The following is a 17,065-nucleotide window of genomic DNA, read 5'->3' on the forward strand; positions in this document are numbered from 1 at the left end:
GCAAAAGTCCTCTAAAAGAGGACTGAAATCGATAAGGCTTTCCCTCACAATCAGCAGTCGGTTTTAACCGACTTTCGCTATGAGGCAGGGGTTTAAACCCCTGCCGGATTGCGGGAAAGTGCGTATTTGCTGACCCTACATTTTACAAATTCGGAGTCTTTCTCCCCACCTTCTGCACAGGAATAGCAACCGCCTGCGGTTTCTTATTCCCTGCAAACATCCCGAAGAAATCGTGCAGCAAAATGTAAAAACACGGAATAATAAACAGCGTCAGCAGCGTCGCCAGCGACAAACCGGAAAACACCACCACACCCAGCGGTTGCAAGAATTCCGAACCGTCTCCAATGCCCAAAGCTAGGGGAAACAAACCCAAAACTGTGGTAATAGTTGTCATCAAAATCGGACGCAAGCGCTGAGGTGCCGCCCTGAGAATTGCTGTGGCGCGATCGACCTTTTCATCTTCCAGAATTTGGTTCGCCAACTCCACCATAATAATCGCATTATTTACCACAATTCCCACCAGCAAAATCGCCCCCACAATCACCGTTGCGCCGATCGCAGTTTTAGTCGCATACAACCCAAAAATCCCCCCAGCCAAAGCCAGCGGCACCGTCAGCATAATCACCAGCGGATCGACAAGCGAATTGTACTGCACTGCCATCACCACAAATACCAAAAACGCCGCCAAAGATCCCAAAACAATGAGCGAACTTTGCAATTCCCGGTTAGTTTCCGCCGCCGAACTAGGTATCACTCGCACTCCCGGCGGCAATTTGATTTCCGATAAAACTGCATCCACTTGTTTTAAAGCATCGCCCAAACTCGCGCCCTTATTAATATTCCCAGCAATCATGAAAACTTGGCGCTGGTTAAGCCTTTGAATTTCCCCAGGCGCTTTTCCCAGTTCAATATTCGCCACATCGCTCAAGCGGATAATGCTGTTATCCCTAGCAGTTAAAGGGATAAATTTTAGTGCGGAAATCGATTGGACAGCAGCGCGATCGAACTGTACCCGGACATCAACCAAACGGTTTCCCCGCTGCAATTGCGTAGGGACAGAACCTTGAATTGCTGTCTGAATCGCCTCTCCAATTTGCCTCGCATTCAACCCGTAGATTTCTGCTTGTTCCCAGTTGGGGCGAATCTGCACTTCCGTTTGCTGGGGGTCTGCATCCGGGCGAAAAGTAGCTAAATTTACCTTCTGATCCAAAGTTGCCAATATCTCGCGGCCGGCTTGCTGCAATATTTGTTCGTTTTCGCCCTGAAGCAGGACATCAACTTCAGCGCCGCGGACTGGCGAATTAGTTAAAACCAAACCCCGCACATTTTCTGGATTCAGACGCAAACGAGTATTTTTAGGCAAGTCAATTTTTTGATTCAATTCTTGCGTAACTCGCTGCACAAAATCCAATGTATTGGTGCCAGGTTTCAGCGTAATGTTGCAGCCGCCGCGCAGCACATTCTCAACCGTATTGTTGCCGAACAACAGCCCGCCCACGGTCGTCAAAGTGTATTGAGTTTCTGGTTGGCTGAGGATAATTTTATCCGCTTCTGCCATGATCCTTTGGTTTGTTGCCAAATTTGTGCCGGCAGGAAACAAAGCAAACAATCTCGCTTGACCGGTATTAATTCTGGGCAATATTTCCTGGGGAATTTGACCAGCCATCAGCCAACTGCCGCCGCCCAATCCAATAATCGCTACTGCAATGATAATCAACCGCCACCGCACTATGCCCGATAAAAATTTACCGTAACCGGCGGTAGCATTGGTAAAAGCTCGATCGAATGCGCGCAGCGGCCAAAAGTTGCTCAAACCGCTGGATACCCGCAGCGCTAGCAGCCGAGAAGCCATCATCGGTACAACTGTCAATCCGACAATCAGAGAGGCGGCGACGGAAAAGGTGATGGTGAGAATTAATTCGTTGAAAAGTAAGGAAACTAAGCCGCCGATGAGCAAAAATGGCAGTACGGCAACTAAGTTAGTGATGGTGGAAGCAAATAAAGCGGATTCTAATTCTTGGCTACTTTTTTCTGCTTGCTGCATCAACTGCTTGTTACTGAAGCGCTGACCGTTGGCACTTTTTTTATTGCTGGTTCCTTCGACAATATTCTCCAGCATCACGATCGAGTTATCGACCACAATTCCCACACCCAGCGCCAAACCGCCCAAACTGAAAACGTTCAGAGATAGGCCAAAAACTCCCATCAGGATAATCGCCATTAAAGTTGCGAGGGGAATTGCTAGGACAATAATCAAAGTTTGGCGAAGGGAAGCGAGGAACAGCAATACAGATGCCCCGGCTAAAACAGCCCCGGTTAAACCGGAAAATAGGACATTGCTAATAGAATCGCGGATGAACTTAGACTCGTCGAAGGTATTGACAATAGTCGTGCCTTCGGGAATGACCCCGGATTCTTTTAATTCTTCTAGCCGCTTTTTGATGCCGTCTACAACTGAGATTGTATTCGCGTCCGGCTGCTTTTGAATGCTAATTTTTACGGCTGATTTCTGATTGAGAAATACTTTGACTCGCTCTTCTTCTGTACCGTCAATTACCTGAGCAAAGTCACGCAAAAAAACTCGTTTGGGCGGATTAGAACCCGATGCTTGAAAAGAAATTGCCTGAATTTCTTTGGCGTTCTTAAATCGCCCGACGGTACGGGTTAAAGGTTCCGCTGCTTCTTGCCGCAGCCGCCCGCCGGAAGTGTCCAGGTTGCGGGATTCGAGCGCTGATAAAACGTCGGAAATACTGACACCTAAAGATTGCAAGCGATTTAAGTCAATATTTACTTGAATTTCTTCTTGCACGCCGCCGGCAACGTCAACTGCCGCTATTCCTGGAATTACGTTTAATTCTCTGGATAATTCTTCGTCGGCAAATACGCGCAAATCCACTCCTTGCAAGGAGTTGGAAGTGAGGGCAAATTCGTAAATCGGCTGCTGGGAAGGGTCAACTTTGAAGAGAGTGGGCGATTCAACTGTATCGGGAAGTCGGTTGCGGATGCGGTTGACAGCGGCGGTGGCGTCGTTGAGGGCCTGGTCGATGTTGCCCCCGGGTTTGAAGAATAAATCGACGCTGACTTGTCCTTCGCGAGTGCGGGAGAAAACTTGCATGACGCCTTCAGTGGCGGAAAGTCCTTGTTCGAGGGGGCGGGTAACTTCGTCTATTGCTACTTCTGGGGAGACGCCGGGGGCGTCTAAGCGCACGCCGATGCGGGGATAGGTGATGGAGGGCAGCAAGTCAACGGGCAGTTGGGTGATGTAGAAAAAGCCCACGATTATGATAGCAAGTGTCAGCATGAGGGTGCCGATGTGACGACGAATGGCGATCGCGCTAATGCTAAATCCGGTTTTGTCGGCTGTCATTTGATTTTAGATTTTAGATTTTAGATTTTAGATTGGAAAGTTTACCGAGTCAGTCAGACTAATTCTAGTAGGGTGCGTCAGTCTTGAATTTCTATCGGGGGTGACAGAATATCTACTGACGCACCTTACGAGGAGTATAATAAATCTTAATAAAATTTCCCAAAAATTTTTGTGAATATTTCTTTAGAGGTAGTCGATCGCCCAAAACGCAGATTGACCGAAATTGCGATCGGCTTTTTTATCGATCGAAAGCAATTGCGATTTACCGCTATCGTGGGGGTGGGTTTACTATATTGTTGGTCTTACCCACAGATTGGTTGTAAAACCCGCCCCTCCCTTCTTATTCGGCGTTGCTGATTTACGGTATGAAAGGCTAAATATGCCGGGTCTGCCGTACTTAGTGTGCTAATTTATCGGAAATTAAGGGCATAAATTTTTACACAGCAAGGGTTTCCGGTCTTACCTTAGTTAATTGGGAGCCATTTTTTCCTTCGATTCATACATAGCTTGAGTTTTAACTACTTCAACTACTCGTTTGGCACACTAAATAAGGAAGAGCCTGCTTTACTAAACAGTTCTTTCTGCTGATTTACTGCCATTCACCACCTTTCCTAAAAAAACCCGGTTTCATGAAAAAACCGGGTTTTTCACACTCAAATTGCGTGTTTTCGATACCAATCAATCGTATTTTTCAATCCTTCCTTAAACTTCACTTCCGCAACAAAACCAAACTTTTCCTTAGCCCTTTGGGTATCCAAACAGCGGCGTGGCTGACCGTTCGGTTTGTCTATTTCCCAGACAATTTCTCCCTCAAATCCCATCAATTCGCAAATCGTTTCCACTAAATCGCGAATTTTAACTTCGCTATTCGTTCCCAAATTAACCGGGTCAGATTCACTGTAAGATTGAGCCGCCATCACAATTCCCCGCGCGGCATCTGTGGAATACAAAAACTCGCGGCTAGGGCTGCCGTCGCCCCAAACTGGCAGTGTTTTGTCTCCCCTTTCTTGCGCTTCGTAGACTTTCCGAATTAATGCGGGGATGACGTGGGAACTTTTCGGGTCAAAGTTATCTTCCGGGCCGTACAGATTTACTGGTAGCAAGTAGATACCGTTGAATCCGTACTGCTGGCGGTAGGATTGCAGTTGCACTAATAAGGCTTTTTTGGCAATTCCGTAAGGTGCGTTAGTTACCTCTGGATAGCCGTTCCAGAGGTCGTCTTCTTTGAAAGGAACTGGGGTTAAATTGGGATAAGCGCAAATGGTGCCGACGCAGACAAATTTTTCGACTCCTGCTTCGTAGGCGGCGTGGATTAGTTGCGCGCCCATCATCAAATTATCGTAAAATAATTCAGCGGGTTTGACTAGGTTTAAGCCGATGCCGCCGACGTGGGCGGCGAGGTGAATGATGATATCTTGTTTGTCGGCGGCGCGCTTGCAGTTTTCCATAACGCGGAGGTCGCACTCGCGCGATCGAGTCACGGCAATTTTATCAGCATCGGCCCCTGCTTTCACTAGCTGGTCGATTACCTGACGGCCCAAGAAACCGGCGCCGCCCGTGACTAGAATGCGTTTGCTGCTTAAATCCAAGCTTGTCATAATTTTAGCCTCGGAATTTTGAATAAAGGTCGATCGACAATTTCAATTCTAAAATTGTTGCTTTAGCAAAAAAAGCTTTCAGCTACAGGATGAGGTTGCCCAGAAATTTGTTTTAGCTGCTGCAGATCGGGACAATTTGCTCCGTGTACACCCGAAAGTTAGATTTATGAGTAGCGAGTCCTCAACTATCATTTTAATGTTTTTTTTAGCCCGCACAGGCGAAAATTTTGCGAGCAGCAATTAAGCGGGCTCTTTGAATGCCGATCCTGTTAATAGCTGTAACCATCCTCTGATCAGTTGTGAACTGTTTGCAGGGGCTATGCCCCGGTGTGCGCCTTTCGCCACAGGGGTAGACACGGGGCCCTACCCCTACAAATTGTTCGCCCTGACGGCTTGGTTTAGCGACTTAATCAAATCCGTTGCCCGAACCCCGACCTTGCTGGTCTAAAGCTTTCATGTCAGCATCTACCATTAAATGTACTAACTCCTGAAAAGTTACAGAAGGTTCCCAATTTAATTGCTGGCGCGCCTTAGTCGAATCGCCTATCAACAGTTCGACTTCGGCCGGCCGCAAGTAGCGTTCGTCAAACTCCACATATTTTTGCCAATCTAAATTGACGTAAGTAAAAGCCAAATCGAGAAATTCCTTAATAGAATGGGTCTCGTTGGTAGCAATGACATAATCGTCAGGCTTGTCTTGTTGCAGCATCAGCCACATCGCCCGCACGTAGTCTTTAGCATAGCCCCAGTCCCGCTTAGAATCGAGATTGCCCAAGTAAATCTTTTTCTGCTTGCCGGCGACTATTCTGGCAACGGCGCGAGTAATTTTGCGAGTTACAAAAGTTTCGCCACGGCGGGGAGATTCGTGATTGAACAAGATGCCGTTGCAGGCAAAAAGTCCGTAAGATTCGCGATAATTTATTGTTTGCCAGTGCCCATAAACTTTGGCGCAGGCGTAAGGACTTCTGGGATAAAAAGGAGTTGTTTCCTTCTGCGGAACTTCCTGCACCAACCCAAACATTTCCGAAGAACCTGCTTGATAGAACCGCACTTCTATGCCGGTGCGGTGCTGATAGTCCCGAATTGCTTCTAGCAGCCGCAATACTCCCATCCCTACTGTGTCAACAGTATATTCCGGCGAGTCAAAACTGACTCGAACGTGAGATTGAGCGCCTAAGTTATAAATTTCTACCGGCTGAACTTCTTCCAATATCCGGCGGAGAGTGGTGCCGTCCGTCAAGTCGCCGTAGTGTAGAAACAGGCGCGCACCCTCGCTGTGAGGATCGACATAGATGTGGTCAATTCGATCGGTGTTGAAACTAGAACTGCGCCGGATAATGCCGTGAACTTCATATCCTTTCTCTAACAGTAATTCGCTCAAGTAGGAGCCGTCTTGACCTGTAATACCTGTTATTAGCGCTCGCTTACGTTGCGTCATCTGATTTTCCTTTGACAGGCTGTGTTAATTCACAATAATTTTTTTGGCAGAGGCTGTTGCTCCCTGCCGGCCGTATTCTCAAACTGCTTTATAAAACTTACTCAAACTTAACTTTAGTTGCCTAAAACCAGTTGAAGTTTACTTCCTACGCTGTTGGGTAGTGGGCTATCCCAAGATAAGTAGGCTATCCCCCTTAAGCCAAAGGTTATAGAGTTAAGTTTAACACCTAAACCTAAAGTAGTCTATCTAGAAGAACTGATCTTTCTAGATGAATAAGAGGTAGGTTTATTTAAGTATTTGCCCCTTTAGTTAAGCTCACAATTCTTGGCTCGGCATCCAGGAACTGTTTAGTTTTGACAAAGAGTTTGTCGCTTGCTGTCAGTAGTCAGCATCAGTGGTCAGTAACAAATAAAACTAACTACCGATTGCTGACTGCGGACAAAAATTAATATGCGCCGTTATTTTTGGGAAAAATCACAACTCCAATTGTTTTGAAAACAATCCACATATCCATCCAAAGGTTTTTGTCATTTGCGTAATAGAGGTCGATTTGGACTCGGCGGGGATAGGGAATGTCGTTACGACCAGACACTTGCCACAAGCCTGTAATTCCAGGTCTTATGGTGAGAATTTTGTTGATGTGACGGCCGTATCTCGGCAGTTCTTCTTCAACTAAAGGTCTGGGTCCGACGACACTCATATCTCCTTTTAAAACATTCCAAAACTGGGGAAACTCGTCTAAACTGGTCATTCGTAAAAATCTTCCAATCCAGGTAATTCGAGGGTCTTGTTTCAGCTTGAAATTGTCCTCAAACTCTTGACGCAAATGCGGAGAATTTTCCATGATTTCCAGCAATATATCGTCCGCATTTTCCACCATCGTTCTGAATTTCAGGCAATAAAACCTTTTACGGTTTTTGCCTACTCGTTCCTGTACGTAAAAAATAGGACCGGGCGAGCTTAAGGCGATTAAAAAAGCCAAAAGCAGGTAAACCGGAGCAAACAGGATCAGAACCGATAAGGAAAACAGGATGTCAAATAACCGCTTGAAAAGTTCTCCGTCGAGGTTCTGTAGAGAACGACTTATGCGTCTATCTCCTTGCAGGACAGACCCAAAACCGCGTCTTGCGATCGCTCGAATTACCTTGCCGGAGATTAGTTGGCTGTCGGCAGTCATCTTACTCCTTCACTTCACACCACACACAGTCCTGATCATAAAGCCTCAAGACGCTTTGTTCTCTGAATTATGTTTCCAATACTCAATTTTCTGCCTTCAGAAGGCTTCAAAAGGCAGAAAGAAGAAGGAAGAGGGCTTCTGGCGGCAGAAGGAAGAAGGCACAAGGTACTTATCCAGAGGTCTTCTGAAGGCACTTATACAAAGGCAGAAGGAAGATTGTCCCGCTATGGGGCTCTGGCTCTCTCAAGCCCCCGACTCGGTAAAATCACGCGAGTGAAATTCCTGATAGCAGCGTTCCACAAAAGCTAGATAGCGCTGCCCAAAAACTTCGGGGGCAAACTGTTCAGCGCGCAACCTGCAGATTTCTGGCCGAAATTTGCCTTGCAACTGCTCAAATTCCTCGACAGCTTCGACTAATGCTGCTGCGGTTTGCGAGGAAAAAAATAAACCAGTCCCTGTCTCTGGGTGTTGGCGAATGTCGAGGACTGTCTCCAAAGCGCCCCCTGCTGCATAGGAAATTACCGGCGTTCCGCAAGCTTGAGCCTCTACCAAAGCTATGCCAAAATCTTCGCAAGCTGCATATACAAAGGCTTTCGCCTCTGCCATGTACTTTTCAACTATGGAGGCGGGCTGCCAGCCGAGCACTTGCACGTTGGGTTTGGCGATTTGCCGAATCATTTCTAATTCTGGCCCGGTGCCGATGACAATTAGAGTACGGCCGAGTTGATTGAATGCTTGGACGATCGCACTTACGTTTTTGTAACTTACCAACCGACAAACTGTGACGTAAAAGTCTTGTTTTTGCCGCATCAAGGAAAATCGCTCGATGTTTACCGGCGGATAAATCACCTGGGCCCGCCGCCGATAGCACCGCCAAATTCGGCGCGCCGTGTGTTGAGAGTTAGCGATGAAATAATCAACGCGATTGGCCGCAATTACGTCCCACTGTCGCAGTCGATGCAACAAATATCGCGTCAGCAGACCCTGGATGCCCCGTCCGGCTTTGCTGCTACGCAAATAGTCAAAAGTTAAGTCCCAAGCGTAGCGCATGGGAGTGTGGCAGTAGCAGACGTGCAGTTGCTGGGGACTGGTGAGGATGCCTTTGGCTACGGCATGGGATGATGAGAGGATGATGTCGTATTCTCGCAGATCTAGTTGTTCGATCGCGATCGGCAGAAATGGCAAATATTTTTGGACGCCGCTGCGGGCCTTGGGAAAGTGCTGCAAAAATGTTGTGCCAATCTGTCGCCCGAAAAGATAGCTTTCGGGATTTGCCGATTCAAAGTCGATGAGGGCATAGACATCTGCCTCGTCTACGTGTTTGAGAATTTCCTGTACTACGAGTTCTGAACCGCCAGTAGCTAAGGGCGTCAACCATTCGTGAACTAGGGCGTATTTGAGTTTTTTCACTTGTATTTGTAGCCGATCAAACGATTTGTTAGCGCCAGTGCTGTCAATATTAGTCTTACTGAGGGATAACTTACGCAATATCCCGCCATCAACCAGGTTTCTATGTAGGTATTTAGCTCAAACCAAGGATTTTGGGAATAAACGGAGTTTTTGTCAAATCAGCCACAGCCAAACTGCACTCTCCGGCAGTGATTTCCCCGATTGTTGACAAGAAATACTATTAGGCGGAATACTAAAGGTGATTTGCGAGCGCCTAAATCTTGGGAACGGGCGATCGACCGTAATGTGGTGTGAGGAAAAAATGTCCAAATTTTTGTGGAAGGGACTTTTAGTTAGTCCGGGTGTATTGGCAGCAAGTTTAGTCATATCTTCGACGGCGCTAGCAGAGCAACCTGTAGAAATTGCCACGGCAGCTCAAGCTGATAAATTGCAATTAGCAGGTGCTGCAACCGAGGCAGCCAAGTCTGAGACGGCAAAGCCTGAGACGGCCGAACCAGCGTCACTAGCTAGCAAATCAACTGTTGAAACTATTGAGAAAGAAAGTGCGAACCTCTACGAAGAGTTCACTAACGATTTGATCGCCCCAGTTGCCGAACAAGCAAAAGCACCGGAAGTTGCAGCAGCAGATTTAGGCGAAACCCAACCCGCAGTAGCGCCCGCAAATTTAAGTCCCGAACAACCTGTCGCAGAGCAAATTCCCGCAGTAGCACCCGCAAACTTAAGCGAAACGCAACCCGCCGTTGCACCGACTAATTTAAACGCAGAAAAATCCGCCCTAGAGCCCGATCAGATTTCGCAATCCACTGATCCAAGTGCCCAACCTCAAGCACAGTCTAATCTTTTAGAACAAATCAACCAATACAGCGCCGAAGACAGTAGCAGCGAAGATGCGGCCGGCCAAGTAACCTCTGTTTCGCAACTTTCCGACGTTCGGCCCACAGATTGGGCGTTCCAAGCTTTGCAGTCTCTAGTAGAGCGCTACGGGTGCATAGCTGGCTATCCTGACGGCACTTTTCGCGGCAACCGGGCGATGACTCGCTACGAATTTGCAGCCGGTTTAAATGCGTGTTTGGATAAAGTTACCGAGCTAATTCAAGGCGGTTCCAGAAATCTGGCGACGCGAGAAGATTTGGCTTCTGTGCAAAGGTTGCAAGAAGAATTTGCGGCGGAATTGGCAACTTTGCGCGGCCGCGTCGATGCTTTGGAAGCGCGCGCCTCTGAATTAGAAGCAAATCAGTTTTCAACTACGACTAAACTCAACGGCGAAGTGATATTTGGTTTGGCGGGTATCGCCAGGGGAGATGATGCCGAGGGTCGCGAAGCTGATAAAACCACGGCTTTTGGCAGCAGGGTTCGTATCAATTTCGACACGAGTTTCTCAGGAGAAGATTTGCTGAGAACTCGATTACAAGTTTTAAATTTGGGTGCGTTTTCTACGGAAAATACGAAAACCGCTGAAGGGGAATTGCGGTTTAATGTCGGGCCTTTTGGCGAGGCTAACAATATAGTAGCTTTAGATGCGCTGCTTTACCAATTCCCTCTAGGCAACAGAACGACTGTATTTCTAGAAGCCAACGCCGGCGCTGCTGACGATTTTACCAACACTGTCAACCCTTACTTTGACGGAGACGGCAGCTACGGCGCTCTTTCTAACTTCGGTACTCGCAACCCAATTTACTATTTGCTTGGTGGTTCTGGCATCGCTCTGCGGCATGAGTTTGGGGAAAAATTAGAGCTTAGTTTGGGGTATTTGGCCGGCGACCCTGCGAACCCGACGCGGGGTAACGGTTTGTTCAACGGTTCTTACGGCGGTTTGGCTCAGTTGACTTTCAAACCGAGCGACAGCATGGCTTTAGGTTTAACTTACGTTAATTCCTACAACTTAATTACCAATACCGGCAGCAATGCTTCTAATTTTCCGCAGCGTCTCGGTTCCTTCGGGTTCGACAGCGATACCACTCTCCCAGTTTCTAGCAATTCCTACGGCGCGCAAGCTTCGTGGCAGTTGAACCGGAGATTTGCAATTGGCGGTTGGGCGGGTTACACCAACCAGCGCATTTTATCCAACTTGGCTACTCCTACGGGTTCTGTGCAGCGGGGCGATCAAAAAATCTGGAACTGGGCAGTTACTTTGGCTTTTCCCGATTTGTTGAAAGAAGGAAATGTGGCGGGGATTGTGGTAGGTATGGAGCCGCGGGTGACGAGTTCTACTAATCGGACTTTGCCGGAAGATAAGGATACTTCGCTGCACATTGAAGGTTTCTATCAGTTTAAGTTGAGCGATAATATTTCTATCACTCCTGGTCTGATTTGGCTGACTGCTCCTGACCACAATAAGAATAATTCTGATTTGGTGATTGGGGTTGTCAGAACGACGTTTACTTTCTAGGAATAGCCCTTGGGGATTTTAGATTTTAGATTTTAGATTGGTGGTTGTAATCTAAAATCTAAAATCGCCAATCTAAAATCGGTGGGGGCTTGGGTTTAATGTTTCAACAGAAACGACCAGCTTTAGTAAAAGCTGGTCTGCACAAATAGTTAAATCCGTTGTGTTCCCACAGTGTTTTTCTCACAGTGAGGAAACCCAAATTGCACGTTTCTTTGCAAAGGGTTCTAAAAGAAATATCATCTCTCTTAAGTGGTATTATAACAACAAAATTTAATTTTTTGTAATAAAACTTTACATTACAGACGGATTTTAATTTTGAGGGGACGATCGCACTCCCGGTAACTTTGTATAATCAAGCCTGGGTTCAAAAACCCGGTTCCTGCCTAGGTTTATCGGTTCCAAACAGGTTGTTTTGGGTAAAAACGAGGTTTCGATTGCCGATCGACCCCTTCACGCACTTTGTATAAATCAAGCCGGAGCTTGCTGCGGTCTGCCCCAGACAATTCGCTCCTGCTTGTATACAACCATACCAGGTTTCGCACCTTTCGGCTTGTATACATATTTCGGTTCTGTATAAACCACGGGGACTTGTTCGCTGTGGCGGGCGCGACTGTAGTAAGCACTCATGTCTGCCGCAAATTGCAAATCAGTTTCTTCAGCCACAGTACCGGGTGTGAGACGCAGCAAAGCGTGGCTTCCGGGAATCTCTAGGGTGTGGAACCACAAGTCGTAGTCGTTGGCGGTGCGAAAAGTGAGTTGGTCGTTTTGGCGATTGTTGCGCCCGATTAATAATTCAAAGCCGCTGGGGGTTTGGTAGCGGTGAAATTCGATCGCAGCATTTTTGTCGGTACTGCGGTAATCTGGTACGTCTAGATATTTTTGTTGGATCAGTTCTTCGCGGATTTCGGCAAGGGTTTGCAAATCTTGGGTGTTGCGGTAGGTTTCCAATACCGAAAGTGCGACTTCCACTTGTTCTAAATAGTCGATTTCTTCCTGTACGGCGGCTAACAAAGGTTCTACTGCAATGCGGGCTCTTTTAAGTTTTTGGTGTTTTTTGTAGAGGGCTTGAGCGTTTTGAACTGCGTTTTTTTCCGGATTTAGGGGAATGATAACTGGTTTCTCGGTTTCAAAGTCAGGGAGAGAAATCGATTTCATTCCTGGTTCCCAATGCTGCAAATTTGCCATCAGCAAGTCGGCTTGGGATTTGTGGGTGTCGGCGTCTGCAGATTGCTGCAAGCGTTCTTTAAATGTGTTGGCTTTGAGGCGCAGTTTTGCCAGGACGTTGTTGAGTTTTTGGGTAAGCTGATGCCGCAGTTGGGCGAATACTTCTTGATTGATTTCGCCTGTGTAGTAGCTGTTAAGTATTTCTTGAACGGAAGAGGAAGGTTCGGCAACGGATTCTGTAACGGATTTAACGGATGTTAGTTCGATGGCAGTCGGAATAAGGGAAGAAGAAGAAGAATAGGAAGAAACAGCGTTATTTTCTGGTGCGGGCCAATCGATGACGGTGTAGCCTTCGGGGGTAAAACTCGGGTGAAATTTGGAGTTTTCTAGGCATTGCAGCCAGTATAGCCAGCGCTGGAATAGTTGCTGCCATTCGTCGGGATTGAGGCTGTCGGTGGATTGTTCGGGGTCTAAAGAAGCTGATCGAATCATTGACAAAACTAAGGCCTTACTCATCCCTCGGTAATTCTTCAGCAGATTGCCCTTTAATTGTCCAGGAACCAGGCTAATTCGTTCTTGCCAGCGGTTTTGAGATTCGCTCAGACTCGGCACTGCATCGGTCAAAGACGGGGGCATTTCGTAGGGTTGCCCGGTTTGGATGGGACGGACGGTGGACTGTTTGGCGCTGACTTGGTGGGCGCAGGTGACAACGAGGTTGTCTTGGGCGGTGAGGATGACGTTGCTGTATTTGCCCATGATTTCGGCGTAGAGGTGCCAGAGGGCGGGTTCTCCGGGGCGTTTGGCGAATTGCAAGTCTATGACTCTTTCCCAGGATGAAACAGGGGCGATGGAAACTAAGGCTAAACCGCTGAGTTGGTGCCGCAGTTGTTCGCTGAAGGTGAAGGTATCGGGAATACGGGGCGGGGGGTCGCCTACGCAGATGCGGGCGGCAACAGGATGCCAGGAAAGGTCAATCCAGCCGCGCCCTTTCATGGTGCGGAAGGCCAGGGACACGGTGAAGCGATCGCGCTGGTAGACTTGTTCTAAGCGCGCTGGCAGCCATTGGGCTCGCAGTTCGCTGCAAGTGGCGGTTAAAGTTGTAAAGTCTACGGGTTGCACGGTGGCCTCTTTGCGATCGAACTCTCTATGTCTATGCTGACAGATTTAGGTCGTATTTGACCGATTGTATCAAAGTTTTGATACAGGATTTGAAAACAGGTTGAAAATCCGCTGATGGGAAATCCGGGGTGCTAGTGTGCGATCGTACCTTGCAAATACAGAACACAATCATGTTGTGTCGCTACCTAATATTATTATCAAATCCCTCTTTTTCCCTCTCCCTCTGCGACCTCTGCGGCCTCTGCGGTTCATTTCATCCAAAAAATCCAGTAAAAAGCGAGTCCGCAGCACCTATTGGTATGTTATTGTTAGTTAAATGGAAAACATATCTGTTCTCGAACAAGTCGCTAAATCAAATACTAAACCATCTCCCGCCGCCGTAGTCGCAGCCCTCCTAGAAGCTGAGAAAAATGCGAAAAAAAATAAAGTTTGCTATTCTTTTGAGCAATTAATCGGCAACTGGCAACTCTGCTTTATCACCGGCACAAAAAAGACTCGACAAAAAGCGGGAATTGTCTTGGGTGCGGGACGTTATATCCCTCAGTGGATTGCGAAAATTCAAATTGCTTATTCGGCAGAACCTGTTGCTGGTGGGGAAGCGGATAGCGAAATCGGCAGGGTGGAGAATTCGGTGCAAGTTGGGGCGATCGCACTAACTCTTTCCGGGCCGACTAAGTTTTTGGTTAATAAAAATATTTTAGCTTTTGATTTTACCAGAATTACGGTGAAATTGTTGGGAAAAACTGTGTATCAAGGATTTATTCGCGGTGGAGAAGCGCGGGAGGCGGAATTTTTTAGTTTGAGGGTGGGGAAGCAGGCATTTTTTGCATATTTTCTGGTAGAAGATGGCATAATTGCGGCTAGGGGAAGGGGCGGCGGATTGGCTTTGTGGGGGAGAGTTTAGCGGTTCTTAATTGCCGGGAATATAGCAGGTAAATAACCTTTTTCATTTGGAAATTGGCGGGATATTTGTTCTGCTTGGCGGTTGACTTCTGTTGTTTACTGCATCAATTTTACTCAAAATAGTAGCTTCCCCCGCGCGATCGCCCACTGACCGCATAATTGGTAAAGCTTGGTTATAGTATTTCAATGCTTCTTGCGGTTGGTAGATACTGTCGTAGTTAAGACCAATGCCATTGAGTGCTATAGCTTCACCTAGTCTATCTTTAAATTGTCGCACAATGGCTAGAACGTCCTGCCATGTTTCTATTGCCTGTCCCGCTTTTCCTTGCCTTTCCTATTGCTTTGCTTGTTCTATGAGTTGCTTTAATTTTTCAACCTGTGAATTTTGACTTTGCGCCCAACTCGGTTGCACCATCAGCGGTACAGTCAGAGGAGTCAGACACACACCCAAAACCAAAACACTGCTAATAATTCCTTTAATGATTTTTATAATTCACCAAATTAGATTAAGATTCTTAGAATAGGCAGCAAACGCAGAATCTTTACTTAATATGGGTATCCCTTCCATTATTGCTTGTGCGATGAGCAACCTATCGAACGGATCTTTATGATAAAAAGGCATGGTCACGATCTGACTCAGATGATCTAAATTGATATTCAGGAGATTAAAGTCTTCCAAACTTAGTTTTTGGGCGATATACTCATGAAGAGGCAAGCTCAAGTTTAAATGCCCTTTACTTTCCTTAATTGCCATCTCCCAGATACTTGCTATACTGACCAGTTTATTATTATCTTCATCCTCAATTAGAATTCGTGCATTAGCACTGAGTTGAGAATCGCCCGCAAAAAACCAAATTAAGGTATGAGTATCTAACAGAAGTCTCATTACATATAATCCTTGAAATCTTCTAATGGCTCGTCAAAACCGTCAGATATTGAAATTAAATCGCGATCGCTGCCAAACAGTGGTTCACGGCGCTTTTTAGGAGGCATCACCGATGATTTTCTATTGGTTGTGCGATCGCTTTCTAATAATTCTCCAATTTTTTGCCATTCCTCTCTGTCTTCATCTGACAAATCTGCCAGAAACTCTTTCATCCTTTTCAGTTTCTCCTCATGGTTGACAGGCGAAACTTCCCGCACTTCAATCAGAACTTCGCAGCCATCAGGAATGTTAAATTTTGCTGACAGTTGGATGTTTTTACCTTGTTTTATGCCTTTAAGATGGATAGGTTCGGATTTCAACACTTGCCTGAGATAATCTGACAGTTGGATGTTTTTACCTTGTTTTATGCCTTTAAGATGGATAGGTTCGGATTTCATCGCTTGCCTGAGATAAATTGCAGATATCAGGTCAGACAAGGTAAAGTTTTCAGGCAGTTGATCTATTAAGCTGCGGACTTCTTCTTTAAGATTGATGGTTTCCATCGGTTTTAGTAAAGAGAGTATAGATTTTAATTGTAGTACAAGCGGTATTGAAGCGATCGAGCTTTTAGCAAAAGTTCATTCCAACTGATATTTTACATTTGTTGCAACAGTCCGGCGGGGCTTAAACCCCCCGACGGACTACGGGATTTGTGTTTTTTAATTAAGCCCGATCGCACACAACTTCAAACACACCCCCTGGAATAAACCGACACAAAGCCCTCCGCCGATCGTCCGCATCTTGGCGATTGACAAAACGCGCAATTGTATAGTGCTCAGCATTCGGTAAAATTCGGATGATCGCCCAAGAATTGCGATCGCCCCCCTTTGACTTTTCAGGTGTTTTCGAGATCGAATTTGGGTTGAGTTCGATCGCGGGGCGATCGGCGATCATCGGAGAATTTGCTTTTCGGAGAGTGTTGAGGTAGCGGGCGATCGTACTTCCTTTGAGATTCGCCCCCACGCGCAGAATCAGAAACACCGCAAAGCTTTCGAGCTCTGGCCCAGTCATGCGCGCGCGATGGGCATCAAAATCCTCATTAGAGTAGCTGCGAATACCCGACAGCAGTTGCGTGATGCCAAAATCATTCAAAGCTTGTTGATAGCCGCGGTTATATTCGTTACCGTCGCTCACAGGCTTTACCATAGTAATTGTCTCCTTACGTATTTGGGGAGCCATAAGCCAGCGCGGGCCCGACGAAAGTTCAGCGCTGGCTTTTGACTTTTTGAAACTATAGCATAGATATAGCACACATAAATGCTTTAAATGAGCCAACCTCGACAGGATGGTCTAGATACAGCACAATTACGATCGGCTTAAACTAAAAAATAATGAATCTCTTATGACCAAACGCTTAGCGACCTATTTAGCCGATGGAATCTATGACATCCTTGAAGAGTGGGCAAGTCAAGAACGCCGTTCAGTCAGCAGCTTGTCAGCATTCATTTTGGAGCAAGCTGCCAGAGAACGCCAAAAGGAAATGAAACAACAGCCTCCGCCATCCGATGAGAAGCAGGAGAAGAGTTGAGTGGAGTTGGGGCGTGCAATAGCAGCATAGTGCTGTGCAAAAGCAGC

Annotated in this window: 12 protein-coding genes and 1 pseudogene; 3 read left to right on the forward strand and 10 right to left on the reverse strand. The window is 46.8% G+C overall.

Annotated features, from left to right (window positions below; genetic code table 11):
• Positions 1-142: 142 nt before the first annotated feature.
• From QUA74_RS01440 to QUA74_RS01460, 5 genes are all read right to left on the reverse strand, one after another.
• Positions 143-3,367, reverse strand: a complete 3,225-nt coding sequence (locus QUA74_RS01440) for an efflux RND transporter permease subunit (protein ID WP_333324297.1) — start codon at positions 3,365-3,367, stop codon at positions 143-145.
• A 653-nt stretch (positions 3,368-4,020) separates the two neighbouring features.
• Positions 4,021-4,965, reverse strand: a complete 945-nt coding sequence (locus QUA74_RS01445; RefSeq protein ID WP_333324299.1) for a GDP-L-fucose synthase — start codon at positions 4,963-4,965, stop codon at positions 4,021-4,023.
• Between the two features lie 406 nt (positions 4,966-5,371).
• The gene (gmd, locus tag QUA74_RS01450; RefSeq protein ID WP_333324301.1) at positions 5,372-6,403 is read right to left on the reverse strand and encodes a GDP-mannose 4,6-dehydratase; all 1,032 of its coding nucleotides are present in this window, start codon (positions 6,401-6,403) and stop codon (positions 5,372-5,374) included.
• Between the two features lie 445 nt (positions 6,404-6,848).
• Positions 6,849-7,580 carry a sugar transferase gene (locus QUA74_RS01455; protein WP_006631924.1) on the reverse strand — a complete coding sequence of 244 codons (732 nt, stop codon included), beginning with the start codon at positions 7,578-7,580 and terminating at the stop codon, positions 6,849-6,851.
• A gap of 243 nt (positions 7,581-7,823) precedes the next feature.
• Entirely contained in the window at positions 7,824-8,990 is a 1,167-nt protein-coding gene (locus tag QUA74_RS01460) for a glycosyltransferase (RefSeq protein WP_333324304.1), read from the reverse strand.
• Positions 8,991-9,291: 301 nt separating this feature from the next.
• On the opposite strand from QUA74_RS01460, the gene QUA74_RS01465 reads away from it, so the two are divergent.
• Positions 9,292-11,379 (forward strand): iron uptake porin, encoded by a 2,088-nt coding sequence (locus QUA74_RS01465; RefSeq protein WP_333324306.1) that lies wholly within the window; start codon positions 9,292-9,294, stop codon positions 11,377-11,379.
• A gap of 468 nt (positions 11,380-11,847) precedes the next feature.
• Here QUA74_RS01465 and QUA74_RS01470 read toward each other — a convergent pair whose 3' ends face one another.
• Positions 11,848-13,662, reverse strand: coding sequence for an NFACT RNA binding domain-containing protein (locus QUA74_RS01470; protein ID WP_333324308.1), 1,815 nt, complete (start codon positions 13,660-13,662; stop codon positions 11,848-11,850).
• Between the two features lie 316 nt (positions 13,663-13,978).
• On the opposite strand from QUA74_RS01470, the gene QUA74_RS01475 reads away from it, so the two are divergent.
• Positions 13,979-14,566 carry a hypothetical protein gene (locus QUA74_RS01475; protein ID WP_333324310.1) on the forward strand — a complete coding sequence of 196 codons (588 nt, stop codon included), beginning with the start codon at positions 13,979-13,981 and terminating at the stop codon, positions 14,564-14,566.
• Between the two features lie 42 nt (positions 14,567-14,608).
• Here the strand turns inward: QUA74_RS01475 and QUA74_RS01480 are convergent.
• From QUA74_RS01480 to QUA74_RS01495, 4 genes and pseudogenes are all read right to left on the reverse strand, one after another.
• Positions 14,609-14,884 (reverse strand): annotated as a pseudogene (locus tag QUA74_RS01480) (tetratricopeptide repeat protein); the annotation flags it as partial.
• Positions 14,885-15,058: 174 nt separating this feature from the next.
• On the reverse strand, positions 15,059-15,451 hold the full coding sequence (locus QUA74_RS01485; RefSeq protein WP_333324313.1) for a type II toxin-antitoxin system VapC family toxin: 393 nt from the start codon (positions 15,449-15,451) through the stop codon (positions 15,059-15,061).
• Complete coding sequence (locus QUA74_RS01490; protein WP_333324315.1) at positions 15,451-15,993, reverse strand: hypothetical protein; 543 nt, start codon at positions 15,991-15,993, stop codon at positions 15,451-15,453. The genes QUA74_RS01485 and QUA74_RS01490 overlap by 1 nt, the downstream gene beginning before the upstream one ends.
• A gap of 160 nt (positions 15,994-16,153) precedes the next feature.
• Positions 16,154-16,636, reverse strand: a complete 483-nt coding sequence (locus QUA74_RS01495) for a hypothetical protein (protein WP_333324316.1) — start codon at positions 16,634-16,636, stop codon at positions 16,154-16,156.
• 196 nt (positions 16,637-16,832) lie between these two features.
• Between QUA74_RS01495 and QUA74_RS01500 the strand changes: the two genes are divergently transcribed.
• Positions 16,833-17,018 carry a ribbon-helix-helix domain-containing protein gene (locus QUA74_RS01500; protein WP_293182102.1) on the forward strand — a complete coding sequence of 62 codons (186 nt, stop codon included), beginning with the start codon at positions 16,833-16,835 and terminating at the stop codon, positions 17,016-17,018.
• Positions 17,019-17,065: the final 47 nt, after the last annotated feature.

It is taken from the genome of Microcoleus sp. LAD1_D3 (assembly GCF_036702135.1).
GTDB lineage: Bacteria > Cyanobacteriota > Cyanobacteriia > Cyanobacteriales > Microcoleaceae > Microcoleus.